General features: G+C 70.4%; 20 protein-coding genes and 1 pseudogene. 11 read left to right on the top strand and 10 right to left on the bottom strand.

The window, feature by feature from the left end:
- Window positions 1-41: 41 nt before the first annotated feature.
- A complete protein-coding gene (locus ACYVO6_RS05785; protein WP_461057913.1) occupies window positions 42-1,388 on the top strand; it encodes a vWA domain-containing protein in 1,347 nt (448 codons plus the stop codon).
- Between the two features lie 110 nt (window positions 1,389-1,498).
- Window positions 1,499-2,665: an FHA domain-containing protein gene (locus ACYVO6_RS05780; RefSeq protein WP_461057911.1), complete on the top strand. Its 1,167-nt coding sequence runs from the start codon at window positions 1,499-1,501 to the stop codon at window positions 2,663-2,665.
- A gap of 29 nt (window positions 2,666-2,694) precedes the next feature.
- Here ACYVO6_RS05780 and ACYVO6_RS05775 read toward each other — a convergent pair whose 3' ends face one another.
- Window positions 2,695-3,675 (bottom strand): methyltransferase domain-containing protein, encoded by a 981-nt coding sequence (locus ACYVO6_RS05775; RefSeq protein ID WP_461057909.1) that lies wholly within the window; start codon window positions 3,673-3,675, stop codon window positions 2,695-2,697.
- A 216-nt stretch (window positions 3,676-3,891) separates the two neighbouring features.
- Here ACYVO6_RS05775 and ACYVO6_RS05770 point away from each other — a divergent pair, with 216 nt between their 5' ends.
- The 5 genes from ACYVO6_RS05770 to ACYVO6_RS05750 all read left to right on the top strand — a co-directional run bounded on the left by ACYVO6_RS05770 (window position 3,892) and on the right by ACYVO6_RS05750 (window position 9,406).
- The gene (locus ACYVO6_RS05770) at window positions 3,892-4,296 is read left to right on the top strand and encodes a globin (protein ID WP_461057907.1); all 405 of its coding nucleotides are present in this window, start codon (window positions 3,892-3,894) and stop codon (window positions 4,294-4,296) included.
- 193 nt (window positions 4,297-4,489) lie between these two features.
- Entirely contained in the window at window positions 4,490-5,191 is a 702-nt protein-coding gene (locus ACYVO6_RS05765; RefSeq protein ID WP_461057905.1) for a FadR/GntR family transcriptional regulator, read from the top strand.
- 146 nt (window positions 5,192-5,337) lie between these two features.
- On the top strand, window positions 5,338-6,792 hold the full coding sequence (locus tag ACYVO6_RS05760) for a four-carbon acid sugar kinase family protein (protein WP_461057903.1): 1,455 nt from the start codon (window positions 5,338-5,340) through the stop codon (window positions 6,790-6,792).
- 257 nt (window positions 6,793-7,049) lie between these two features.
- Window positions 7,050-7,952: an NAD(P)-dependent oxidoreductase gene (locus tag ACYVO6_RS05755; protein ID WP_461057901.1), complete on the top strand. Its 903-nt coding sequence runs from the start codon at window positions 7,050-7,052 to the stop codon at window positions 7,950-7,952.
- Window positions 7,949-9,406 carry a GntT/GntP/DsdX family permease gene (locus tag ACYVO6_RS05750; protein WP_461057899.1) on the top strand — a complete coding sequence of 486 codons (1,458 nt, stop codon included), beginning with the start codon at window positions 7,949-7,951 and terminating at the stop codon, window positions 9,404-9,406. The genes ACYVO6_RS05755 and ACYVO6_RS05750 overlap by 4 nt, the downstream gene beginning before the upstream one ends.
- Window positions 9,407-9,448: 42 nt before the next feature.
- Here ACYVO6_RS05750 and ACYVO6_RS05745 read toward each other — a convergent pair whose 3' ends face one another.
- The 9 genes and pseudogenes from ACYVO6_RS05745 to ACYVO6_RS05705 all read right to left on the bottom strand — a co-directional run bounded on the left by ACYVO6_RS05745 (window position 9,449) and on the right by ACYVO6_RS05705 (window position 18,957).
- A complete protein-coding gene (locus tag ACYVO6_RS05745) occupies window positions 9,449-10,138 on the bottom strand; it encodes a hypothetical protein (protein ID WP_461057897.1) in 690 nt (229 codons plus the stop codon).
- Entirely contained in the window at window positions 10,135-10,560 is a 426-nt protein-coding gene (locus ACYVO6_RS05740; RefSeq protein WP_461057895.1) for an acyl-CoA thioesterase, read from the bottom strand. Before ACYVO6_RS05740 ends, ACYVO6_RS05745 begins: the two co-directional genes overlap by 4 nt.
- 2 nt (window positions 10,561-10,562) lie before the next feature.
- Window positions 10,563-12,227: an energy-dependent translational throttle protein EttA gene (gene ettA / locus ACYVO6_RS05735; protein ID WP_461057893.1), complete on the bottom strand. Its 1,665-nt coding sequence runs from the start codon at window positions 12,225-12,227 to the stop codon at window positions 10,563-10,565.
- Window positions 12,228-12,362: 135 nt separating this feature from the next.
- On the bottom strand, window positions 12,363-13,871 hold the full coding sequence (locus tag ACYVO6_RS05730; RefSeq protein WP_461057891.1) for a serine/threonine-protein kinase: 1,509 nt from the start codon (window positions 13,869-13,871) through the stop codon (window positions 12,363-12,365).
- 107 nt (window positions 13,872-13,978) lie between these two features.
- Window positions 13,979-16,348, bottom strand: coding sequence for an ATP-binding protein (locus tag ACYVO6_RS05725; RefSeq protein ID WP_461057890.1), 2,370 nt, complete (start codon window positions 16,346-16,348; stop codon window positions 13,979-13,981).
- A 60-nt stretch (window positions 16,349-16,408) separates the two neighbouring features.
- Window positions 16,409-17,053, bottom strand: a complete 645-nt coding sequence (locus tag ACYVO6_RS05720; RefSeq protein WP_461057888.1) for a DUF6879 family protein — start codon at window positions 17,051-17,053, stop codon at window positions 16,409-16,411.
- Window positions 17,046-17,315 (bottom strand): hypothetical protein, encoded by a 270-nt coding sequence (locus ACYVO6_RS05715; protein ID WP_461058229.1) that lies wholly within the window; start codon window positions 17,313-17,315, stop codon window positions 17,046-17,048. Before ACYVO6_RS05715 ends, ACYVO6_RS05720 begins: the two co-directional genes overlap by 8 nt.
- A 138-nt stretch (window positions 17,316-17,453) precedes the next feature.
- Window positions 17,454-17,969: pseudogene (locus ACYVO6_RS05710) on the bottom strand (aromatic amino acid lyase); the annotation flags it as partial.
- 25 nt (window positions 17,970-17,994) lie between these two features.
- Window positions 17,995-18,957: an ABC transporter substrate-binding protein gene (locus ACYVO6_RS05705; RefSeq protein WP_461057886.1), complete on the bottom strand. Its 963-nt coding sequence runs from the start codon at window positions 18,955-18,957 to the stop codon at window positions 17,995-17,997.
- Window positions 18,958-19,309: 352 nt separating this feature from the next.
- Here ACYVO6_RS05705 and ACYVO6_RS05700 point away from each other — a divergent pair, with 352 nt between their 5' ends.
- The 4 genes from ACYVO6_RS05700 (at window position 19,310) to ACYVO6_RS05685 (ending at window position 23,501) form a co-directional block, all read left to right on the top strand.
- Entirely contained in the window at window positions 19,310-21,955 is a 2,646-nt protein-coding gene (locus ACYVO6_RS05700; protein WP_461057884.1) for an ATP-binding protein, read from the top strand.
- A 10-nt stretch (window positions 21,956-21,965) separates the two neighbouring features.
- Window positions 21,966-22,439, top strand: a complete 474-nt coding sequence (locus tag ACYVO6_RS05695; protein ID WP_461058227.1) for a roadblock/LC7 domain-containing protein — start codon at window positions 21,966-21,968, stop codon at window positions 22,437-22,439.
- A gap of 65 nt (window positions 22,440-22,504) precedes the next feature.
- Window positions 22,505-22,936 (top strand): DUF742 domain-containing protein, encoded by a 432-nt coding sequence (locus tag ACYVO6_RS05690; protein WP_461057882.1) that lies wholly within the window; start codon window positions 22,505-22,507, stop codon window positions 22,934-22,936.
- Window positions 22,887-23,501, top strand: a complete 615-nt coding sequence (locus ACYVO6_RS05685) for a GTP-binding protein (protein ID WP_461057881.1) — start codon at window positions 22,887-22,889, stop codon at window positions 23,499-23,501. Before ACYVO6_RS05690 ends, ACYVO6_RS05685 begins: the two co-directional genes overlap by 50 nt.
- Window positions 23,502-23,505: the final 4 nt, after the last annotated feature.

Genomic DNA, 23,505 nt, shown 5'->3' with positions numbered 1-23,505 from the left:
ACCCACGGTTCGTGGGGGTCCTGAGGGGGAGCAAAGAAGGCATGGCCAATTTCTCGAAGTCGAACGTGCCGCAGTTCTCGGTGGACGTGTACCAGAACGAGTACCTGCCGGAAGGCGGGCGCGAGGTCAACGCGATCGTGACGGTGACCTCGACCGGCGGCGGCACCATCGGGAGTGCGGTCGCCGCGCCGCACCTCTACACACCGGGGCAGGGCCCGGACGCGGCCGTGGCGATCATGGTCGACTGTTCGGGCTCGATGGACTACCCGCCGACCAAGATGCGCGGCGCCCGGGACGCGACGGCCGCCGCCATCGACGCCGTACGCGACGGAGTGCACTTCGCGGTGATCGGCGGCACGCATGTGGCCAAGGAGGTCTACCCGGGCGGCGGGCAGCTCGCGGTGGCCGACGCGGGGACCCGCGAGCAGGCCAAGCAGGCGCTGCGCAAGCTGAGCGCGGGCGGCGGCACCGCGATCGGCACCTGGCTGCGGCTCGCGGACCGGCTGCTGGCATCGGCGGACGTCGCGATCCGGCACGGCATCGTGCTCACCGACGGACGGAACGAACACGAGTCGGCAGAGGATCTCAAGGCCGCGCTGGACGCCTGCGCCGGGCGCTTCACCTGTGACGCGCGGGGCGTCGGCACCGACTGGGAGGTCAAGGAGGTCACCGGGATCGCCTCCGCGCTGCTCGGCACCGCCGACATCGTCGCCGACCCGGCGGGACTGTCCGCCGACTTCACGCAGATGATGGAGACGGCCATGGGCAAGGAGGTCGCGGACGTCGCGCTGCGGCTGTGGACGCCGGTGGGCACAGCCATCAAGTTCGTCAAGCAAGTGGCGCCCACGGTCGAGGAGTTGACCGACCGCCGCACGGAGGCGGGCCCGCGCGCCGGTGACTACCCGACCGGCTCCTGGGGAGACGAGTCCCGTGACTACCACGTCTGCGTCGAGGTGCCCGAGGCGGGCATCGGCCAGGAAATGCTCGCGGCCCGGGTCTCCCTGGTGATCCCGCAGCCCGACGGCACCGCCCAGACGCTGGGCGCGCAGGGTCTCGTACGGGCCGTGTGGACCGACGACATGGTGGCGTCCACGTCGATCAACCCGCAGGTCGCGCACTACACAGGCCAGGCCGAACTGGCACAGGTCATCCAACAGGGACTGGACGCCCGTAAATCGGGAGATATCGATGGGGCAACGGCCAAGCTGGGCCGCGCCGTTCAGCTCGCCAGCATCTCCGGAAACGCGGATACGGCGAAACTGCTTGCGAAGGTAGTGGACGTGGTCGACGCCCCGGCAGGTACTGTGCGACTGAAGGCAAAGGTCGAAGAGGCCGACGAGATGACGCTCGAGACGCGGTCGACAAAGACTGTTCGTGTAAAGAAATAGGTGGTCCGGCCCCTCCCCGGGGGCCGGAGCTGCGAGCCCGGACCCTGTACCGAGGGGGACGGAGAACTTCGGTCCCCCGGGGCCGGAAGAAGAAAGGGGGAAGCGCCGACATGCCGACCTGCCCGAACGGACACCAGTCGGGTTCCGACGACTGGTGCGAGGTCTGCGGTCACCGCATGGCCGGTGCCGTGCCCCCGCCTCCGCCGCCACCCCCGGCAGCCGGCTACGGCTATCCGCCGCCCGGCCAGGGCGGGCGCCCGCACCTGTCCGCCGTACCGGACCCGTCGCCCGAGCCGGAGTACTGCCCGCAGTGCCACACACCGCGCGAAGGCGCGGCGCCGTTCTGCGAGGAGTGCCGGTGGAACTTCCTGACGAACACGGCGACCTCGTACACCCCGGCCGCACCTCCCGGTGCCGGTCCCGGCGGCCCGAACCCGGCGCTGCGGTTCCAGCAGCAGCCGCCCGGACAGCACGGTTCCGGCCATGATTCGTACGACTACCAGAGCTCGCGGCCCTCGCAGATGAACCGTCCTGCCGAGCCGCTCTCGCCGTACGGCGGCGATCCCTCGGGCCAGGGTGGGTACCCCGGTGGTCCCGGGAACTTCGGTGGTCAGGGTCAGGGCGGGCCCGGTGGCCCCGGTGCCGCTCAGGCGTACCAGCAGCCCGCTCCCCCCGGATATCCGCAGGAGACCGGGTACCCGCAGGAGACCGGCCATCCGCAGGGTCCGGGCGGGCAGCCCTACGGGGGCAACGACGACTGGGTCCTCCCTCCGCCGGGCGGCGGTCCCGGTGGTCAGGGCCAGGGCCAGGGCGGCTACGGCTACCCGCAGCCCGGCGCGACGCAGGCCCCGCCCGGGTACCAGCAGCAGCCGATGGCCTGGAACGTGACGATCGGGCCCGACCGCGAGTACTTCATGGCGATGATGCAGCGCTCCGGTCCGGAGGCCGCAGGGCTGAACCTCCCCGCGTACTCCCCCGAGCAGCAGCGCCCGCTCATCGGCAACCAGATCACGATCGGCCGCCGTCGCCACTCCACGGGCGAGTCCCCGGACATCGACCTGGCGGTGCCGCCGGAGGACCCGGGCGTCTCGCACCAGCACGCGGTCCTCGTCCAGCAGCCGGACGGCAGCTGGGCGGTCGTCGACCAGAACTCCACGAACGGCACCACCGTCAACGGCGGCGAGGAGCCCATCCAGCCCTTCGTCCCCGTACCGCTGCAGGACGGCGACCGGGTGCACGTGGGGGCTTGGACGACGATCACGATTCGCAGGGGTTGAGCGGCGTCAGGTGATCGGCGTGATGTGCGTTACGCGAGCGGCCAGGCGTACGGCCCTTCCGGGTCGTCCAGCCAGGCCCACTCGCGTTCGCCGCTGACCGTGATCCCGTACCGCACGCGTTCCGGTTGCTCCTCGCGCTCCCACAGGGCCAGGGCCTCGTGCGGATCGAGGGCGCCCGCGGTGAGGGCCAGCAGGAAGCGGAAGAGTTCGTTCTGGATCGCCCGGCGCGGCAGGCCGCCGTCGACCGTGGGCCGCGGTTCCGGCCGCCCGGTGCCGCGCAGGGGCACGAAGTAGGCGGGTGTGAGCAGGAAGTAGCCCTCGGCGTGCTCGGCGTCGCGTACGCGCAGGTCGATCACGCCGGTCGCGATCGGCGCGAGGATGTGGGCGCCGGGGGTGCACTGGGCGAGCCAGGGGCGCGGGATCGAGGTCACGGCGCAGGTCACGATGACGCGGTCGTACGGGGCGTGCTCGGGGCAGCCGCGGGCGCCGTCGCCGGTGACGACGGCCGGGTGGTACCCGGCGGCGGCCAGATGCCGCCGGGCCGACTCGGTGATCTCCGGGTCCAGGTCGATGGTGGTGACCCGTTCGTCGCCGAGCCGGTGGGCGAGCAGGGCCGCGTTGTAGCCGGTGCCCGCGCCGATCTCCAGGACCGTGTTGCCGTCCCGTACCTCCAGCTCGGCCAGCATCTTCGCCATCAGGGACGGCTGGCTGCTGGACGAGAGCAGTTCGCCGTCGCGCACCCGGGTGGCCAGCGGCGAGTCGGCGTACGCACCGCGCAGCCAGCGCTCACGCCTGCGCGGGTCGGGGTCCTCGCCCCACAGCCGCTCGTAGCCGTCCTCGGCACCGACGTAGTAGTACGGCACGAAGAGATGGCGCGGGACGCTCTCGAAGGCCTCCCGCCAGACCGGGTCGCTGTCCCAGGCCCCGCCCGCGTCGATCTCACGCACCAGCGCCGCCCGAGCCGTGGCGGCGAGGTCGTCCAGGCCATGGCCGATGACGTGCGCGCTCATACCTCCACTGTGCGGCGCACGGCTCCCGGAGGCGAGCGCCTGAATGCGCCGTTCCGCCGGGGGTCCCCAAGCCTTGGGCGGTGGTCCTAGGCCTTGAGTCCTCGGTCTCCCCGTCTGAGACCATGGACGAGTGCTGCAATTCCCGGGGGACAGCCCCCGGACCCCCGGCCGGGAAGACCGGGGCCACCCCGAGCGATATTTGTGAGGCCAACCCACGTGAATGAGATTCGGCGCGGCACGCTTCAGGAGCAGACCTTCTACGAGCAGGTCGGCGGGGAGGAGACCTTCCGCCGCCTCGTCCACCGTTTCTACGAGGGTGTCGCCGAGGACCCGCTGCTGCGGCCCATGTATCCCGAGGAGGACCTGGGCCCGGCCGAGGAGCGCCTCACGCTGTTCCTGATCCAGTACTGGGGCGGCCCCACCACGTACAGCGAGAACCGCGGCCACCCCCGGCTGCGGATGCGCCACGCCCCCTTCGCCGTCGACCGCGCGGCGCACGACGCCTGGCTGAAGCACATGCGCGTCGCCGTCGACGAGCTCGGCCTCTCCGAGGAGCACGAGCACACGTTGTGGAACTACCTGACGTACGCGGCGGCGTCGATGGTGAACACGGCGGGCTGAGCCCCACGCTTGATCTATTGCCGTAACCGAACAGCAATCACGCAGAGGTATTGACGGGCCCCGACCCCGGTGTCATGGTTACGCCCATCGAGACATCAGATGTCTGACGTCAGATCTCTTGATCGCACTGCGATCACTTGATGACAGACTTCTGGTCACCACCCGTCGAGACCCGCCCGCCGGAGGCCCAACGATGTCGCTCTCCGAAGACCTGGCCGAGCAACTGCTCAGCGCGATCATCGACGGCACGTACCCGCCGGACGCCGCCCTCCCCCCGGAGGCCGAGCTCGCCGAGCAGTCGTCCGTGAGCCGTCTGACCGTGCGCGAGGCGGTGAAGCAACTGCGCGCGCAGAACGTCGTACGTGTGGTCCGCGGCCGTGGCACCTACGTGAACCCGCCGGACCGCTGGACCGCCATGGAACACGTGGTCCGCGCGGCGTCCCGTTCCTCGCACACCGCCCTTTCGGAGCGACTCATCGAGGCCCGCCGCCTCATCGAGAACGGCGCGACGGAACTCGCCGCCGTCCGCAGGAGCGAGGCCGACCTCGCGGAGCTGCGCGAGCACCTCGCGTCGATGCGCGAGGCGGCCGACACGGCGGACACGGAACAGTTCGTCCAGGCGGACATCGACTTCCACGCCACGGTGATGCGGGCGACCGGCAACCTCTTCGTCCCGCTCCTGTTCGAGCCCTTCGGCCCGCTCCTGACGGAGGGCCGCCGCGAGACGTCGGCGGTCCCCCAGATCCGTATCAACGCGATCGCCCATCACGAAGCGGTCCTGGTGGCCCTGGAGTCCGGCGACCCCGAGAAGGCCCGCCGCGCGATGGACGCCCATATGAACCAGACGGCGAACGACCTGCGCACTCACGTGATCAAGGACCCCGACCACCGCTGACGCGCACAGCTCCTGACCACGTAGCCGCTGCGTGGCTGTAGGCACACGTAGCCGATACGTGGCCGAAGGCACTCGTGCCACTGGGGTGGCACGAGTGTGCTCACCCCCGAACGATCCCCATCCCCCGCCCTCACCCAGGAACCGCCATGTCCCTACCCCGCCATGCCCTCCCCGAGCACGAAGTCCTCTCCGGCCTCCCGCCTGTCCGGGCCGTCCCGGCATCGGAAGTCGCCGCCAGAATCCGGTCCGCCCCGCGCCTCGTCGTCCTGGACGACGACCCCACCGGCACCCAGACCATCAAGGACATCCCCGTCCTCACCACTTGGACCGTCGACGATCTCCGCTGGGCCCTCCGCCAGAACACCCCCGCCTTCTTCGTCCTCACCAACACCCGCAGCCTCTCCCCCGAGGACACCGCGACCCGCAACCGCGAGATCGTCCACGCCCTCCACCAGGCATCCCGGGCCGAAGGCATCCCCTACGCCATCGCCTCCCGAAGCGACTCCACCCTGCGCGGCCACTTCCCGCTCGAAACCGACGTACTGGCCGAGGAGTTGACGTCCGTCGGCGCCCCCACCCCCGACGGAGTCGTCCTCGTCCCCGCCTACATCGAGGCCGGCCGCCTCACCGCCGACTCGACCCACTGGATGCGCACCCCGGACGGCCTTCTCCCTGTCGGCGAGAGCGAGTTCGCCAGGGACGCCACCTTCGGCTACCGCTCCTCCCGCCTCCCCGACTGGATCGAGGAGAAGACGCACGGCCGCACCCCCGCCGACAAGGTCCTCCGCATCACGCTCACCGACCTCCGTACGCACGGCCCCGCCCACGTCGCCACCCTCCTCTCCACCCTCCGCGACGGCGCCCCCGCCGTGGTGGACGCGGTCTGCGACGACGACCTCCGCGTCCTCGCCCTGGCTCTCGCCGAGGCCGAGGAGAACGGCGCCCACCTCCTCTACCGCGTAGGCCCCTCCTTCGTACGCGCCCGGGCCGGCCAGTCCGCCCACCCCCCGCTCACCCCCGCCGAACTCCGCCCCCTGCGCGGCGACGCCCCGCACGGCCTGATCGTCGTCGGCTCCCATGTCTCCCTGACCACCCGCCAGTTGGACCGCCTGCGCGAGCGGCAGGGCAATCAGCAGGGCAACCTCACCGAGTACGAACTCGACGTCGCCCAGCTCCTCTACGACACCCGCCGCGACACCCACATCCGCGAGATCGCCACCGCTGCCGCGGCCGCCCTGGAGACCTCCGACGCCGTCATCCGCACCACCCGCACGCTCGTCACCGGTACGGACCCGGACGCCAGCCTCGCCATCTCCCGCCGCGTCTCCGCCGCCCTCGTCGAAGCGGTACGCCTCGTCAACGCCGCCCGCCGCCCCGCCTTCGTCATCGCCAAGGGCGGCATCACCTCAAGCGACACCGCGACCCACGGCCTGGAGATCCGCCGCGCCTGGGCCCGCGGCACCCTGCTCCCCGGCATCGTCTCCCTCTGGCAGCCCGTCGACGGCCCGGCCGCCGGCATCCCGTACGTCGTCTTCGCGGGCAACGTCGGCGGCGACGACGCCCTCTCCGACGCCCTCGCGCTCCTGAGGAGCGCTGCCTGATGCCGCTGACCGGGCCTGAAGGCCCTCACCGAGGCGTACAACTGACCCCACGGCACGCGTAGTTCAGGGCCCGCTGGGGCTCCCGCGGCCTCGGGCGGCGGCACAACAGGGCCTGCCCATCCAGCTCGGGCGCTGCGCCCTGCCGCCACGCCGGAAAACACTCCCCATCCGGCTCCGGCCCTGCTTTGGGCGACCCCACCCGCAGCCGAAGTCATACCCCCAAAGCACCCCCGTCCCCCTCCCCAAAGGACACTCACATGTCAACCGCTCCCCACACGGCAGTGATCGGCCTGGGCGCCATGGGCCTCCCCATGGCCACCCGCCTGGCCGCCCACCTCCCGGTCACGGCCTACGACATAGCCGAAGACCGCCGGGCCCTGGTCACCAAGGCGGGCGGCGCTGCCGCCACCTCCCCCGCCGAAGCCGCCCGCAACGCGGACATCGTCCTCCTCGCAGTCCGAGACCAGTCCCAAGTAGAAGGCGCCCTCTTCGCCAAGCACGGCGCAGCCGAAACCCTCCGCCCCGGCGCCACTGTCGTCCTCACCAGCACGGTCGGCCCGGAGGCGGCCCGCGCCACAGCCGCCCGCCTCACCGAAAAGGGCATCCTCACGGTCGACGCGCCGGTCAGCGGCGGCCCTGTCCGCGCGGGCAACGGTGACCTCCTCATCGTCGTAGGCGCCGAGGACAAGGCCCTGGACCTGGCCCGCCCGGTCCTGGACCTCCTCGCCTCCACCCTCACGGTCGTGGGCCCCCGTCCGGGCGACGGCCAGGCACTCAAGGCGATCAACCAACTCCTCGCCGGCGTCCACATCGCCGCCGCCGCGGAGGCCGTCGCTCTCGCCCGGGGCCTGGGCCTCGACCCGGCCACGGTCGTGGAGAGCCTCCGCCACGGCGCCGCGGGCTCGTTCATGTTCGCCGACCGCGGCCCCCGCATGGTCGAGACGTACGAGGACGGCCCGGACCCCGAGGTGAAGTCCCGCCTCGACATCTTCGTGAAGGACATGGGCATCGTCACCGGCATCGCCAGGGACGCCCACGTCCCGGTCCCCCTCGCGTCCGCCGCGCAGCAGCTCTACCTCCTCGGCGAAAGCTCAGGCCTCGCCGCCCACGACGACTCCGCCATCGTTACCGTGCTCTCACCGAAGGAGACCGGCGAATGAGCTCCACCACACTGCTGCTGATCGCGGCGGGCGGCATTGCCCTGCTGCTGCTGATGGTGATCAAGTTCAAGGTCCATGCATTCATCGCCCTGCTCCTGGTGAGCATGGGCGTGGCGCTGGCCGCGGGCACTCCCGCGGCAGAGCTGGTCACCACCATCCAGGACGGCATGGGCCAGACCCTCGGCTACATCGCCATCATCATCGCGCTGGGCGCCATGGTCGGCCGAATGATCGAGATATCGGGCGGCGCACGGTCGTTCGCGCAGTCACTGATCGACAGATTCGGTGAGCGCCGAACACCGCTGGCACTGACCGTGGCCGGTTTCATTCTCGGCATCCCGATCTTCTTCGACGTCGGGCTGATCATCTTGATGCCGATCGTCGTCGGTGTTGCCCGGGTTTCCCGCAAGCCGATCCTCACGTACGCCCTGCCGCTCGCCGGAGCGATGCTCACCGTGCACGCCCTGCTGCCCCCGCACCCGGGACAGGTGGCACTGGCCGGCCTGATCGGCGCCGACCAGGGCATGATCCTGCTCTTCGGCATCCCGATCACCGCCGTGGTGACCTTGGTCGGGTTCCTGCTCGCCCGGCGCTTGACCCGCCGTGAGTACCCGATCGACCCCGATGCGTACCAGAGGATCTACGGCGAGGCGGACTCGCCGGACGCGGACGGCACCGGCGGCGGATCCGCCCCGGCAGCGGGCAGCGGTGCTGTCGAGAAGGGCGATGGCGGCGCCACGGTTCTGGCGCCGGCGCCCAGCGACGCGCAGCAGACGGAGCGCCCGCCGACCTTCGGCATGATCCTCACCCTGGTCCTCACCCCCATCGTGCTCATCATGCTCGGCACGGTCAGCACGAACACCCTGGCCGAGAGCTCGTCGGTGCGCACCGTCCTCGGCGTGATCGGGGCTCCGATGGTCGCCCTGCTCATCGCCGTGCTGCTGTGCGCCTACCTCCTGGGCGTCCGCCGCAGTTGGTCTGCCTCCCACATCGAAGAGGTCCTGAGCTCCGCCCTGCCTCCGATCGCTCTGGTCGTCCTCATCTCCGGCGCCGGCGGCATCTTCGGCAAGGTGCTGGTCAAGACCGGTATCGGTGACGCCGTCTCCGACCTGCTGCAGGCCAGCGGTCTGCCGCTGCTCGCCCTGGCCTTTGTGATGACGCTCGTGCTGCGTGTAGCTCAGGGCTCGGCCACGGTTTCGCTGGTCACCGTCGGCGGTCTCCTCGGGCCGCTGGTGAAGGAGGTGGACCTGTCCTCGCCCCAGCTGGCGCTGGTCGCCCTGGCCATGGGCGGTGGAGCACTCGCCCTGTCGCACATCAACGACTCGGGCTTCTGGATCTTCACGAAGCTGGTCGGGATCAATGTGAGTACCGCCCTGCGCACCTGGACGGTACTGACGACCGCGATGGGGCTGACCGGCTTCGCGCTCGCGGCCGCCCTGTGGCCCCTGGTGTAGTACCCGGGGCGGGAGTCGGGGCCGGGGCGCGGGCCACGAAGCTCAGCGAACGCTGACGTCCAGCGCCCCAAGTCCCGCCCTGCGTACGGCGATCGATCCGTACGGCGTACGCAGCCTGAGCCACGCGCCCGACGAGAGCAGCCCCAGCGCGGCCTCGTCGGGCGCGGCCGTGCGTGCGGGCCTCAGGAATCCCAGCGACTGCGCCGCGTGTGCGGCCCGCACCGGCAGTTCGGTGTCGCCGATCGGCCGGGACCAGATCTCCCGCCCGATCCGGTCCAGCTCGGCGCGGGTACGCCGCTCGGGCGCCAACTCCCCGATACGGGAGCGGAATTCGGCGACCGCCGAGGCGACCATCGACCGCACCGTTTCCAGCGCGGGCAGCCCCGGCTCCTGTCCCCAGCCGCCGCGCGGCGGCAGCACGCCGGCCCACGGCGGTCCGGTGACGGCGGCCGGGACGATGGCCGTGGCCGCCGACTCGTCGAGGGACTCCAGGAGTTCACCGGCCGAGACGGTCACATCGAGCGAGACGTCAAGACCGTTCTCGTACGGCTTGGCCAGTCGCGCCGTACGGATCGCCAGCACCTCGAACGACGGGGGCCGACCGAACACCGCGAGCGCCGTCCCCGACCCCTGCAACCGCACGGCTGCCGCGCGGTCGTAGTGGATCAGCCGGGCAAGGAAGGCGGCGAGGTCCGCCGCCTCCCCGGCGTCGGCGAGGTGCAGGGCCGTCATGCGGCGACGGCCTCCGAGGGATCTTCGTCGTCCTTGGACTCCGTGTACTCCTCGAGGAAGGCCTTCTCCTCGGCGGTGATACGGCGCGGTCGCCGCGCCTCGAAGTCGAACGGCACGATCACCGTCGAGGCCCGGACATACACCTGGTCCGGGTCCTTGACCTCGTACGTGATGGTGAACGACGCCGCTCTGATCTCTGTGACCCACAGCTCGATGTCCACCGGTGTGTGCCGGTGCACCAGTTGCTGCTTGTAGTCGATCTCATGGCGTGCCACCACGGACCCCTGCTGGAAATCCTTGTCCGGGCGGAACAGGAAGTTGATGCGTGCCTCCTCCAGATAGCGGAGGAAGACCACGTTGTTGATGTGGCCGTACGCGTCCATGTCCGCCCAGCGCAGCGGGCAGCGGTAGATGTGCCGCAAGATCAGCCCCGGGTCAGCTTCTTGTAGGTGGCTCGGTGCGGACGGGCGGCGTCCGGGCCGAGCCGCTCGATCTTGTTCTTCTCGTACGACTCGAAGTTGCCCTCGAACCAGAACCACTTGGAGTCGCCCTCGTAGGCGAGGATGTGCGTCGCCACCCGGTCCAGGAACCAGCGGTCGTGGGAGACGACCACGGCGCAGCCCGGGAACTCCAGCAGCGCGTTCTCCAGCGAGGACAGCGTCTCGACGTCCAGGTCGTTGGTCGGCTCGTCGAGGAGCAGCAGGTTGCCGCCCAGCTTGAGGGTGAGCGCGAGGTTCAGCCGGTTGCGCTCGCCGCCGGAGAGCACGCCGGCCGGCTTCTGCTGGTCGGGGCCCTTGAAGCCGAAGGCGGAGACGTACGCGCGGGAGGGCATCTCGACCTGGCCGACGTTGATGTAGTCCAGCTCGTCCGAGACGACGGCCCACAGCGTCTTCTTGGGGTCGATGTTCGCGCGGGTCTGGTCGACGTAGCTGATCTTGACGGTGTCGCCGACCTTGATCGCACCGGAGTCCGGCTCCTCCAAGCCCTGGATCATCTTGAACAGCGTGGTCTTGCCCGCGCCGTTCGGACCGATGATGCCGACGATGCCGTTGCGCGGCAGCGTGAAGGACAGGTCGTCGATGAGAAGCTTCTCGCCGAAGCCCTTGGTGAGGTTCTCGACCTCGACGACGACATTGCCCAGGCGGGGGCCCGGCGGGATCTGGATCTCCTCGAAGTCCAGCTTCCGCATCTTGTCCGCCTCGGCGGCCATCTCCTCGTAACGGGCAAGGCGCGCCTTGGACTTGGCCTGCCGCCCCTTGGCGTTGGAGCGGACCCACTCGAGCTCTTCCTTCAGACGCTTCTGCCGCTTGGCGTCCTTCGCACCCTCGACCTTGAGACGGGCCTGCTTGGTCTCCAGGTACTGCGAGTAGTTGCCCTCGTAGCCGTGGAGGCGGCCGCGGTCGACCTCGCAGATCCACCCGGCGACGTTGTCGAGGAAGTACCGGTCGTGGGTGACGGCGACGACGGTGCCCGGGTACTTGGCGAGGTGCTGCTCCAGCCAGTTCACGGACTCGGCGTCGAGGTGGTTGGTGGGCTCGTCGAGGAGCAGCAGGTCGGGCTGCTCGAGCAGCAGCTTGCAGAGCGCGACGCGGCGCTTCTCACCACCGGAGAGGTTGGTGACGGGCCAGTCACCGGGAGGGCAGCCCAGGGCGTCCATGGCCTGCTCGAGCTGGGAGTCCAGGTCCCACGCGTTGGCGTGGTCGAGGTCCTCCTGGAGCTTGCCCATCTCCTCCATCAGCTCGTCGGTGTACTCGGTCGCCATCTGCTCGGCGATCTCGTTGAACCGGTCGAGCTTGCCCTTGATCGAGGCGACACCCTCCTGGACGTTCTCCAGGACGGTCTTCTCCTCGTTCAGCGGGGGCTCCTGCAGGAGGATGCCGACGGTGTAACCGGGCGACAGGAACGCGTCACCGTTCGACGGCTGCTCAAGGCCGGCCATGATCTTGAGGACGGTCGACTTACCGGCACCGTTCGGGCCGAGGACACCGATCTTCGCTCCGGGCAGGAAGCTCAGGGTGACGTCGTCGAGAATCACCTTGTCGCCGTGCGCCTTGCGCGCCTTGCGCATGGTGTAAATGTACTCAGCCAAGAGAAACCGTCCGGACGCTTGAAATCGGCAGTGGGCAGATACACCCCATACTGCCCGACGGCCACCCCTGGGGGGAAACTCATATGACCGAGGGGCTCTGACCTGCGGTTTTACTGCTGGCTGGGATGGCCCTGATCACGGGCGGGTGCAGCGGCCCGTCGGGTTGGCGGCCGGTGGGCGGCACTGGAGGGCGAAGTCCGAGGCGTTTTTGCTCAGGTAGCGGCCCATGCAGGTGTTCGCGGTGGTGCGGCCTCGTTCGCGGCAGAAGGTCAGGGCGGCTCGGCCGTTGGCGAAGGGGCCCGGGGCGTAGATGACCCAGAAGCCGGGGCGCAGGGAGGCGAAGTTGTCGCTGCGGACGTAGATGGCCCCGGGGATCGACTGGCGGATCTTGGCGAGCCGTTGGTCTCTGGCGGCCGTGCCCGCGCTGACGGGCTCGGAGTAGAGCTGGGCGATCCAGCGGTCGCCTTTGGGGGCGGCGGGCGGGCGGGCGGTCTGCTTCGGCGGGGTCGGTGTGGGGGTCGGCGGCTGGTTCGGCTCGGGGGTCTGGCGTGTCGGCTGCGTCGCCGTTGTGGTCGCCGTTGTGGGGGACGTACTGCTGCGGGCCTCGTTGTCGGTCGAATCGCCGAGCACGAGGGCGAGCGCGGTGGCGGCGGTGACCGCGAGGGCGACCGCGATGACCGCGATGACGATCGACGTACGGCTGCGCGCGCGGCCGGTCGCGTGGTCGTGCCCGGGGTGCGGCGTCGGCCGGGGGGTGTCCAGCTGGGTGAGCGGGTGCGGCACCGGATCCGGGGCCGGCGGTGCCGTCGTCGTCACCGTCGGCTGCGCCCAGTGCGGGCTCGCGCCGTGCTCCACCTGCGCGAGCATCGCGTCCAGCCGTGCCGCGTCGGGGCGGGCCGCCGGGTCCCGTACCAGCAGCGCCTGGAGTACGGGCGCGAGGGGGCCGGAGCGCACCGGCGGCGGTACCGGGTCGTCGATCACCGCGGCCAGGGTGGCGAGCGTGGTCGCGCGGCGCATCGGGCTGACGCCCTCGACGCAGACGTACAGCACGAGGCCCAGGGACCACAGGTCGGACGCCGGGTCGTCGTCGTTGCCGCGGATCCGCTCGGGGGCGATGTACTCGGGGGAGCCGATGAGTTCGCCGGTGGCCGTCAGAGAGGTCGAGCCCTGGAGGGCCGCGATGCCGAAGTCGGTGAGCACGGCGGTGCCGTCGGGGCGCAGGAGGATGTTGGCGGGCTTGACGTCGCGGTGCTGGATGCCGGCCGCGTCCGCGGCCCGCAGGGCGGCGAGCACCTGACGGCCGATGCGGGCGGCCTCGGCGGGGAGCAACGGGCCGCTGTCGAGGCGCTCTTGGAGCGAGATGCCGCTCACCAGCTCCATCACGAGCCAGGGGTGCGGGTCGTGGTCCACGATGTGGTGGATGGTCACCACGTTCGGATGGCTGATCCGGGCGAGCGCCCGTGCCTCTCGCAGCACCCGCTCCCGCAGGGCGTCCGACGTCGCCGCGTCCGCCCGTACGGCCTTGAGGGCGACCTCCCGGTGCAGCACGTTGTCGCGCGCCCGCCACACCGTTCCCATCCCGCCACTGCCGAGCCGGTCGATCAACTCGAAGCGGCCGTCGATCATGTCCCCCGGTGCGTTCATGGGCGACAGGTTAGAGGAGTGAGGGGAGGGTTCGCCGGGTGGGCCGTTCCTCCGGCTGCCCCGGAGTGGGCGTACGAGATGTCGGCTGAAGTGACGTACCGGATCCGTCAGTTGGCTTCGGCCAGCCGGTGTTCGAGGGTGTCGCGCATCGCCGTCGCCCTCGGATCGTCGTAGTCGGCGAGGAGCCTCAGGGCCCGGGTCCAGTGCCGGCGAGCTTCGTCCGGGGCCTTGTCGAGCAGGGCCGAGGCGAGGCCGTCGAGGGCGAGGGCCTCGTGCCAGGTGTCGGCGAGGTCGTGGTGGGTGGCGGCGGCCTGGCGGTGGAAGTCGGCCGCCTCCGGGTGGCGGTCGAGCCGGCGGTAGACCTCGCCCACGCCGTGCCAGGCGCAGGCCTGTCTGGTGCGGTCGCCGAGACGCTGATGCAGCGTGGCGGACCGCTGGTAGGAGGTCAGCGCGTCCGCGAACCGGCCGGCTGCCTGCTGGGCATCGCCGAGCGTGAGCAGCCAGTAGCCCTCCATGCGGAGGTTGCGCAGTCCCAGGGCGATGTCCACCGCGGACTGGGCCGAGGCCAAGGCCGCCTCGATATCGCCCTGTTCACGTTCCAGGCCGCTCGACAGGCTCAGGATGTTGCCCTCGCCTCGCTGGTTGCCCAGGTCCCGGTGTGCTGTCAGGGCCTGCTCGATGACGGTCGCGGCCTCCTGGAGGCGGCCGGCCCGGTAGTGGGCGGTGGCGAGGTTGGACAGCGCGGTGGCGGCCCAGTGCGCCGAGTCCTGCTCCTGGAAAGCGGCGATGGCCTGCTCGAAGCGGCGGGCGGCGGAGTCGAGCCGTCGGCGGCGCAGATGGTTGAGCCCGATCAGGTTGAGCGAGTGCGCCTCGCCCAGCCGGTCGCCCAGCTCGGTCCAGATCTCCAGTGCGCTGCGGTGGCATTCGAGGCTCCGGTCCAGGTCGTTGACCCGCGCGTACGCCATGCCCAGGTCCGTGCACAGCAGGCCCTCGGCTCCGCGGTCGCCGGACCGGCGTGCCGCTTCCAGGCCGGTGGGGCCCACGCCCAGCCAGTCGGCCCCGGCGGCGGAAGGGAACTGTGCGTTCCACAGGACGGCGCACAGCTGCCAGGCGAGCCGGTCCTCTCCGGCGGCGGACGCGGTGCGTACCGCCCGCAGGAGGTTGGTGTGCTCGCGCTCGGACCAGTCCACGGCGGCGTCGTAGTCGGCGAAGGACAGGGGACGTACGCCCTCCGGAGGCGGTACGAGGTCCAGGTGGTCCTCGGCGGGATCGATCCAGCTCTGTGCGGCGTCGGCGGTGTGGAGGTACCACTCCAGGATGCGGCGCAGCGCGGCGCTCCGTTCCTCGGAGGGCTCCTCGTGCTGGGCCTGGTCGATGGAGTAGGCGTGCAGCAGGTCGTGGAACTGGTAGCGGTCCGGGGCGGTCTGCTCCAGCAGGTGGGCGCCGACCAGGGAGTCGAGGAGTTGGCGGGTCCGGGTCGTTCTCCCGCCGGTGAGGGCCGCGGCGGCGTGCAGGCCGAACTCGGGGCCGGGGTGCAGGCCGAGCAGCCGGAAGAGCCGGGCGGCCTGGTCGGGCAGGGCGCGGTAGGACCAGGCGAAGACGGTGCGGACGGCTTCGGCCTCCTCGTCGTCGCCGGTGCTCAGCGCGTCCCACAGGGCGGATTCGTCGCGCAGGTCGGCCGTCAGGTCGGCCAGCCGCATATGGGGGTCGCTGGCGGCCCGTTCGGCGGCGATACGCAGGGCGAGGGGCAGTCGCGCGCAGAGGTGGGCCAGTTCGGCGAGTTGCTGTTCGTCGTCCTGGGGCCGGTATCCGGCGGTGACGGTACGCAGCAGGGCGATGGCCTCGCGCTCCGGCAGGGTGCCGAGGGTGAGCCGGCGTGCCCCGTCCCGGACCGCGAGTCCGGAGAGCCGGCTGCGGCTGGTGACGACGACCAGGCTGCTCGCGCTGCCGGGCAGCAGCGGACGGACCTGGCCCACCGTGGCCGCGTTGTCCAGGACGACCAGGACCCGGCGGTCGGCCAGCAGCGAGCGGTACAGCGCCGCGGCGGCGTCCAGATCCCGCGGTACGGAGGGAGCGCCCACCCCGAGGGCGGCGAGGAAACGGTGCAGCGCCTCCTGGGCGGTGACCGGCTGACCGGGGTCGTAGCCGCGCAGATTGACGTAGAGCTGGCCGTCCGGAAAGCGGCCCTGGACCTGGTGGGCCCAGCGCAGCGCGAGCGAGGTCTTTCCGGCGCCGGCGGTTCCGGCGATGACGTACACCGAGACGACGAGCGGGTCGTCACCGTCACCGGTCAGGACGGCGTTCAGCTGGTCGAGTTCGTCGGTGCGGTTGACGAAGCCGCGTACGTTGGCCGGGAGTTGCCGTGGTGTGGGGTTCGCCGATCCGCTGCCGTGGTCCGCCTTCGCCTGTTCGTGGAAGTGGATTCCGCCGGTGACGTCCCTGGCCTGTACGACGTCACGCGAGGACGACCCCGACACTTCGGAGTGCGTGCTGCCGGGGTGCTTGTCGTTGTCGTGGGGGCGGGGCTCTGTGATCGGTTACTCCGTCCTGGTCTGGGGCGTCCCGGTCTGGGGCGGGGGGAGGTGGGCCACCTCGCGCTCGAAGTACGCCCGCACGTCGTCCCCGGTGTCGTAGAGCTTGCGGATGTAGCTCTCCCAGCTGTTGATCAGCTCGCGGTCGGTGTAGCGAACCGCGCCGAGGGTGGCTCCGGACGGGGAGTAGAGGACCTGGAAGAGCGTGTCGTGGCCGAGGACGACGACTTCCGGCAGCAGGTGCTCGCGCTCGGCGGCGGCCACCTGTTCGGCGCCGACGACGCGGATCAGCTCTCCGTACTGGGCGCGCTGCCGATGGGAGTGCAGCTCCCACTGGACGTACGGCGTCAGCGGCTGCTCGACCACCCGTACCCGGTGGAAGCGATGGTCTTTGCGGGCGTCGTCCCGAGCGGTGGCGAGCAGGTCGTCACGCCGGTCTCCGAGGAGCCTGAGAGCCTCCTGCCAGTCTCCGCGGCGCAGTGCGTCCCGGCTGGGACTGCCCTGCTCCTCGAAGTGCTGCCGACGCTCCAGCTTCCAGGAGTCCGCGTCCCGGATCAGCGCGTCACGTTCTCGGAAGTCCCGTTTGTAGGCGTCGCGAGTGAGTCGTTCGCCCTGCTCGGGCACGAGGATCGGAGCGAGTAGGTCAAGCATCGGGGATGTCCGCCTTTGCCGAGCTGAGCATGCTGCCGGGAATGACCACCAACCGCTCGTCGGGGGCGAGGGTCACGCCGTCGGGGAGGCGGGGGCCGTAGGCGGCCGTGAGGTCCCGGCCGATGACGGCGATATCGCCGTTGTCGAGCTGCCAGATGTCCGGGCAGTCGTCACGGCCGTCCGTCGCGCCCAGCTCTTTGGCCGACTTTCCCAGCCGTCGCTCGAATAACGCGGACGGGTCTGCTTCCCAGGCGCGGGTCAATTCCGTCTCCCCCTCAAGATGGTTGCGCATTCATTCACTACAGATTGTATCGGCGTGAATACGCAGCACAACTGGGGAATTGGGCTGTTCGGGGCGCTTTTCAGCCGTTCTCGCGCCCGGCCCTGCGGCTGACGGGGCTCAGGTGAGCTCTGCGAACTCCGTCAGGAGTGCTGCCGCGGCCGTCACATCGCTGGTGAGCGGGCGGTCCTCCATGGCGGGATTCAGGACCTGAGCCACGCGGGTGTACGCCCGGCCCGCCGGGGTTCCTGGAGCGGGCGCCGTGCCGCGCTGGCTCAACGCGCGGACAGCGGCCACGAGTTCGCAGGCCAGGACCTGGCGGTAGGCGTCGGCCGGGCGCGGGGTCTTGCGGGCCGCCTGGGCGGCGAAGCTCGCCGCCTCCTCCACTCCCCGGGAGAGCACCCCGTGGCCGGGGGCGACCGGGGTGGCGTACGTCTGGATCTCGGCTGTCGCGGCGGCAGCGCCGTACTCGAGGATCATCATTCCCGAGTCCGCGGACGCCTCGTCGGCCAAGTAGGGGCGCAGGCCGGTCAGTTCAGGGCGGCCGAGGGCCGACAGGCGGGCGGCGGAGTGGCGGGCCGTGCCGAGGGCGGCGAGGCACAGGTGGTCGAGCCCTCGGTGGCAGCGGCCGGAGCGGAAGCCCGCCCCGGCCCTGAATCCGTCAGGTCAGTCCGTTGGAGGACAGCCAGGTTTTGGCCACCTCCAGCGGGTCCTTGTTGCCGTTCTGCACCTCACCGTTGAGGCTGATCAGAGTTTCCGTGTCGAGCTTCTCCGATACGGCATTGAGCGCGGAAACTCCCTCTGCCGGGAGATCGCTCTTGTATGTCAGCGGAGTTACGTTCTCGAATCCGAAGAGATTCTTCGGATCCTGCATGATGAGGAACTTGTTCTTTTCGATACCGGGGTCGGTCGTGAAGATGTTCCCGGCCTGAATGTTGTTGCCCTTGAGCGCCGCCACCGTCAGCGGACCGCCCGCGTCCAGCGCCTTGAAGGACTTGAATTCGAGCCCGTAGTCCTCCTTGAGGCCCGGCAGCCCGTGGTGCCGGGTCTGGAACTCGGGCGAACCGCCGATGACCAGCTCAGGCGCCGCTTCGGCGAGGTCGGCGAGCGTCGACTTCTCCGTCAGGTTGTACTTCTTGGCCGTGGCCTCGTTGACCGCGACGGCGTCCTTGTCCTGGGCCTCCGAGGACTCCAACAGCGTGAGTTTTGAGTCGAGTTCGGACGCGATGGCCTTGTTGGTCTCCTCAGGCGTCGTCGCGTGCGCGTCCTTGTTCAGATAGGCCAGCAGCGCCCCGTTGTACTCGGGCAGCACCGTGATCGTGCCGTTCTTGATCAGACCGTAGGTCGTTTCGCGGCTGCCGATGTTCAGCTTGTAACTGACCTTGATGCCCTTGGACTTGAGGGCTTCGCCGTAGATGTCCGCAAGCAGGATGCTCTCGGGGAAGTTGTTGGAACCGACCACGACGGTCCCGCCCTTGGTGTCGTCCTCCTGCAAGGGGTCGGAGCTGCTGGAGGAGTCGTCGGAGGAACCACAGCCCGCCAGCGCGGCCGTGGCCACAACCAGCAGGGAAACGGCGTACGTTGCGGATTTTCTGGTGCTTCGTGCGAAGGTCACGTTCGTCATCCAGACTTGGCGGGGGTGGCGGTGTGGTCGAGTACGGCCATAGTTGCGGCGTCGCGACGATCCAAGCGAGCCGGATCACGGACCGTCAAGACACGAATTGATCACCGATGGACACCGGACGGCTTCGTCCTGTGTGCGCAACGGGGCCAATATACGAGCGAATCCGGCGTATCCCCGTGCCAGTTTTTGTTTGATCATGGCCGTACTGTTGCGGCAGCCGCTAATGTTGGCCGCGTCGGGGGTCCTGTTCCACCTGGTTCCACTTGTCGGTCGAAGCGCGCTGTCGCGACCCTGCAACCCATGAGTTTCGGACAGCGGGCTTCCCATGTGATGCAAGAAGCAAGGAGGTTCGGTGCCCGCGCACAGAAAGGTTGCCGGGGAACAATCACCCGCAGCGCCCCGCACCGGCCCGACGCCGCCCCTCCTGGACCGCTGGCCCTTCCGGCGCAAACTGAACGTTCTGGTGATCGTTCCGCTTGCGGTCGTCTCGGCGATGCTCGCCTACGTCGTCTACGCCCAGGTCGACCAGGCCCGCTCCGCCGCCTCCACCGCTGAACTCGTGCGCGACAGTGCGCAGGTGACCAAGCTGATCGACGGTGTGCAGACCGAGCACCGGCAGGCGCTGCTCGTCTCCCTGCGCCATGAGGCCGCCCGCCCCGACGACAGTCCGCCCGACACCTCCTCGTATCTCGAGGCGCAGCAGAAGGTGAACTCCCAGATAGAGACGGTCCGGGAGACCTACGGGGAGCGGCTGCCGGCGGGCGAGGCCCAGGCGCTGAAGGAACTGGAGGGCCTGGACAGCCTCCGGCAGACCGTGGAGTCGGGGCCCATACCCGCCGACAACATCGACCCCGCGTACGGATCGGTGATCGAGGGCCTGATCAGCGGACTCGGACTCGGTGAGTCGGGTGAAGAGTCCTCCTCGTCCGCGGGCAATCTGCTCGACGCGCTGCTGCGGGCCGACACCTCCCACGCGTCCTTCGAGACCAGCGTGTTCGCCGCCCGCACCCGGGACCCGAACGCGCTCATCCAGTTCACCGCCGCCGTCGGCGACTTCGAGCAGTACACCCACCAGGCCGAGCGGTTCACCCGGTTCGCCAGCCAGGAGCAGGGCGCCGAACTGGCCGGGATCGAGCAGAGCCCGTACCAGAGCGTCATCGCCCAGCACTATGTCTCGCTCCAGGTCGACCCCAGCGCGCTGGTCGCCGAGAACGCGACCCAGTTGCGTACGGCCCTCGACCAGGCGCTGCAGGCCGAGCCCACCTACGAACGCCAGGCGCAGAACCGGCTGAAGATCACCCAGTCGCTCATCGACCAGATCGCCGCCGACACCCAGTCCGCGTCGAACACCGCCTGGTGGCAGGTGGCCTGGCTGGTCGCCGGCACGCTGCTCGCCTTCGGGGCCTGGCTGCTGTTCTCGGTGCTGGTGCGCCGCTCCGTGGTGCGGACCGTACGCACCCTGACCGGTGCGGCCCAGCACGTGGCCGCCGCGGCCGAGACGGAGCTGGCCCGGGTCGCGGACGACGACGCGGACGACGCGAGCCCGCCGCGTCTGGAAGCCGTACCCGTGCCCGTACGCGACGAGCTCGGTGAACTCGCCGAATCCTTCAACCAGGTTCAGGTCACCGCGAGTGCCCTGCTGGAGCGCCAGGTCGTCAGCCGCCGCAACATCGCCGAGATGTTCGGCAACGTCGGCCGCCGCGTCAGCAACCTGACAACACGTCAACTCGCGCTGATCGACTCGGTGGAGCGCGGCGAGACCGATCCGCAGGTACTGGACCGGCTCTACCGCATCGACCACATCGCCGTACGTCTCCAGCGCAACGCCGACAGCCTGATGCTGCTCGCCGGAATCCGGGAGACGGGTCTGAACACCGGGCCGATGCGGCTGAGCAACATCGTCCGGGCCGCGCTCGGCCAGATCGAGGGCTATCAGCGGGTCACTCCGCACGCCGAGGGCGATGTCACCGTCGCCCCCGACATCGTCGGCGATCTGACGCTGATGCTCGCCGAACTGCTGGAGAACGCGGTGACGTTCTCCCCGGCGCACACCAGCGTCGAGGTGGTCCTGCGGCCCCGGCACGGCTCCGGCGGCGGCGCCCTCGTCGAGATCGTCGACCACGGTCTCGGGATGAGCGAGGAGCGGCTGGCCGAGGAGAACGCCCGGCTGATCCGCCGTGAACGGCTCGACCTGGCGCCGACGGAGGTCCTCGGCCTGTTCGTGGTCGGCGGTCTGTCCCGGCGCTGGGGCATCGAGGTCGAGCTCTCCCGCACCCCGGGCGGCGGTGTCACCGCCACCGTCGCGGTTCCCCCGGCCCATCTGCTGTCCGCCGACCCGATGTCGCCGCCGGCACGGCCCGCGCAGATCCTGCCGCCCGCCCGCCGCAACGGCCCGGCCGAGCCGCGTCCCGCGATGGTGGAGGCGGCACCCGGCCGCTCGTCCCTGCCCCGCCGGATCCCCGCGCGTACGCGAACGGAGCAGGCCCCGCCGCCCCGCTCCCCCGTTCAGCCCCTGTCCCCCGGCCACGCGCGCCGCCTGGAAGCCACGGCGGAGAGCGGACGCGAGCAGGCCATGGGCCACACTCCGTACGGCCCCGGCACTCCCCCGCTGCCCAGACGGGGTGCCACCTCGCCAAGGCCCGCACCCGGTACGGGAGTCGGCGCTCACGAGGCGGCCGGGCGCGGTGGTGGAGGCGACATCGGATCCTCCGGTACGGCCCCGGCGAGGCCCGACGCTCCCGGGCCGCTGCGGCGCCGGGTGCGCGGGGCGACCCTGGGGGCCACCACCGCCTCGAGCCGCCAGCCCAAGCGTGCGCCCGTCAAGCAGCGGCCGTCCGCCTGGCAGCCCGCCGACGCGGAGGCGACGCGGTCCGAGCTCGACGAGTTCGAGGCCGCCGTCCAGCGGGCTCAGCGCGAGGCCGCGGCCGAGACCCGGCCGGGCACAACCCACAGACCCACAGACCAGAGACCTACAGATCCCCATTCCCGGAAGGCATGAGCAAGTGACGATGTGGACAGGTGGACCGCAATCCGGGGCCGTGGAGCCGGTGACGGACATGAAGGCCGCCGCCGCCGACTTCAACTGGCTGCTCAACCGCTTCGCCACCGAGACCGCCGGGGTCGTCGACGTGATCGGTGTCTCCTCCGACGGTCTGCTGATCGCGGTGTCCCAACTGCGCGGACAGGCGGACTCGGAACGGCTGGCGGCGATCGTCTCCGGCATCACCAGCCTCGCCATGGGGGCGTCGGGCAACTACGGACTCGGTGGCCTGAACAAGGTCATCATCGACCTCGAGGGCGGGCACGTCCTGGTGTCGGCGCTCGGCGCGGGCGCGGTGCTCGGCGTGGTCGCGTCCAAGGAGGCGAAGCTCGGCAACATCGCGTACGAGATGACCCTCTTCGCCAATCGCGCCGGTGCCGCGCTGAGCCCGCAGCTGGTCATGGAGCTGAAGAACACCGTGGGGATCGCGCCAGCCGGGTGACGGACGGCCGGGAACCGGGGGCGTCGCCCGACCAATGGCGCCCGTGAAGGTGAAGGGGGAACGTGATGACGGCCGGTGAGCCACCAGCCGCCGACGACGTCGTGTGGGGGCCGGAGCCTCCCGCGCCTCTCGTGAGGCCGTTCCTGCTGACGGCGGGGCGGATCGCCGGCGGCGACAGCCTCGTACCGCCGATTCCGATCGAGACACAGGTGATCGCGACCGACGTGGGTCTGGCCACGCTGGACGCCTTCGCCTTCGACCAGCACCGCGACATCATCATGATCTGCCGCCAGCCGCAGTCGCTGGCGGAGATCGCGGCGAAACTGCGGATGCACCTCAATGTGATCCGGGTGCTCGCCGACGATCTGCGCGCGGACGGTCAACTGGCCTTGTACGCACCGCAGGACGGTTCCGCCCGCGACGCCACTGTATTGCGAAGGGTTATCGATGGTCTTCGAGACATCCCCGACTCCCGGGGCCGGGTCCGTGAACGATGAGGCCTCGGGGACCCGGCCGCCGCTGCCGGTGAAGATGGTGATCGCGGGCGGCTTCGGCGTGGGCAAGACCACCACGGTGGGCGCCATCTCCGAGATCGAGCCGCTGACCACCGAGGCGTCCATCACCTCGGTCGCGGCCGGTGTCGACGACCTCTCGCACACCCCGGAGAAGATGACGACCACCGTCGCCATGGACTTCGGCTGCGTCACGCTCGACCCGACGCTGAAGCTCTATCTGTTCGGGACCCCCGGCCAGGAGCGGTTCGGGTTCATGTGGGACGACCTGGTGGACGGCGCGCTGGGCGGGCTCGTCATCGTCGACACCCGCCGCCTCGACGACTGCTACGCGGCCGTCGACTACTTCGAGCACCGGGAGATCCCCTTCGCGGTGGCCGTCAACGCCTTCGACGGCAAGGTCGAGCACGACCTGAACGACGTACGGTGGGCCCTCGACGTCGCCGACCACGTACCGCTCACCGTCTTCGACGCCCGCGAACGCGGCTCGGTCCGGGACGCGCTGCTCGTCGTCCTGGAACACGCCCTGGCCACCGCCGAGCAGCGGTAACCCC

Source organism: Streptomyces pseudoechinosporeus, from assembly GCF_054783935.1.
Note: the sequence above shows the minus strand (reverse complement) of the source record. Positions and strands in the feature narration are given on the sequence as shown.

Bases quoted from the DNA above. Each gene is read 5' to 3' on its own strand.
- ACYVO6_RS05720 (WP_461057888.1), bottom strand. From the start codon at position 17,053: ATGCTTGACCTACTCGCTCCGATCCTCGTGCCCGAGCAGGGCGAACGA.
- ACYVO6_RS05750 (WP_461057899.1), top strand. From the start codon at position 7,949: ATGAGCTCCACCACACTGCTGCTGATCGCGGCGGGCGGCATTGCCCTG.
- ACYVO6_RS05705 (WP_461057886.1), bottom strand. From the start codon at position 18,957: ATGACGAACGTGACCTTCGCACGAAGCACCAGAAAATCCGCAACGTAC.
- ACYVO6_RS05730 (WP_461057891.1), bottom strand. From the start codon at position 13,871: ATGAACGCACCGGGGGACATGATCGACGGCCGCTTCGAGTTGATCGAC.
- ACYVO6_RS05685 (WP_461057881.1), top strand. From the start codon at position 22,887: ATGGTCTTCGAGACATCCCCGACTCCCGGGGCCGGGTCCGTGAACGAT.
- ACYVO6_RS05780 (WP_461057911.1), top strand. From the start codon at position 1,499: ATGCCGACCTGCCCGAACGGACACCAGTCGGGTTCCGACGACTGGTGC.
- ACYVO6_RS05765 (WP_461057905.1), top strand. From the start codon at position 4,490: ATGTCGCTCTCCGAAGACCTGGCCGAGCAACTGCTCAGCGCGATCATC.
- ACYVO6_RS05785 (WP_461057913.1), top strand. From the start codon at position 42: ATGGCCAATTTCTCGAAGTCGAACGTGCCGCAGTTCTCGGTGGACGTG.
- ACYVO6_RS05755 (WP_461057901.1), top strand. From the start codon at position 7,050: ATGTCAACCGCTCCCCACACGGCAGTGATCGGCCTGGGCGCCATGGGC.
- ACYVO6_RS05695 (WP_461058227.1), top strand. From the start codon at position 21,966: ATGTGGACAGGTGGACCGCAATCCGGGGCCGTGGAGCCGGTGACGGAC.
- ACYVO6_RS05760 (WP_461057903.1), top strand. From the start codon at position 5,338: ATGTCCCTACCCCGCCATGCCCTCCCCGAGCACGAAGTCCTCTCCGGC.
- ACYVO6_RS05745 (WP_461057897.1), bottom strand. From the start codon at position 10,138: ATGACGGCCCTGCACCTCGCCGACGCCGGGGAGGCGGCGGACCTCGCC.
- ACYVO6_RS05690 (WP_461057882.1), top strand. From the start codon at position 22,505: ATGACGGCCGGTGAGCCACCAGCCGCCGACGACGTCGTGTGGGGGCCG.
- ACYVO6_RS05775 (WP_461057909.1), bottom strand. From the start codon at position 3,675: ATGAGCGCGCACGTCATCGGCCATGGCCTGGACGACCTCGCCGCCACG.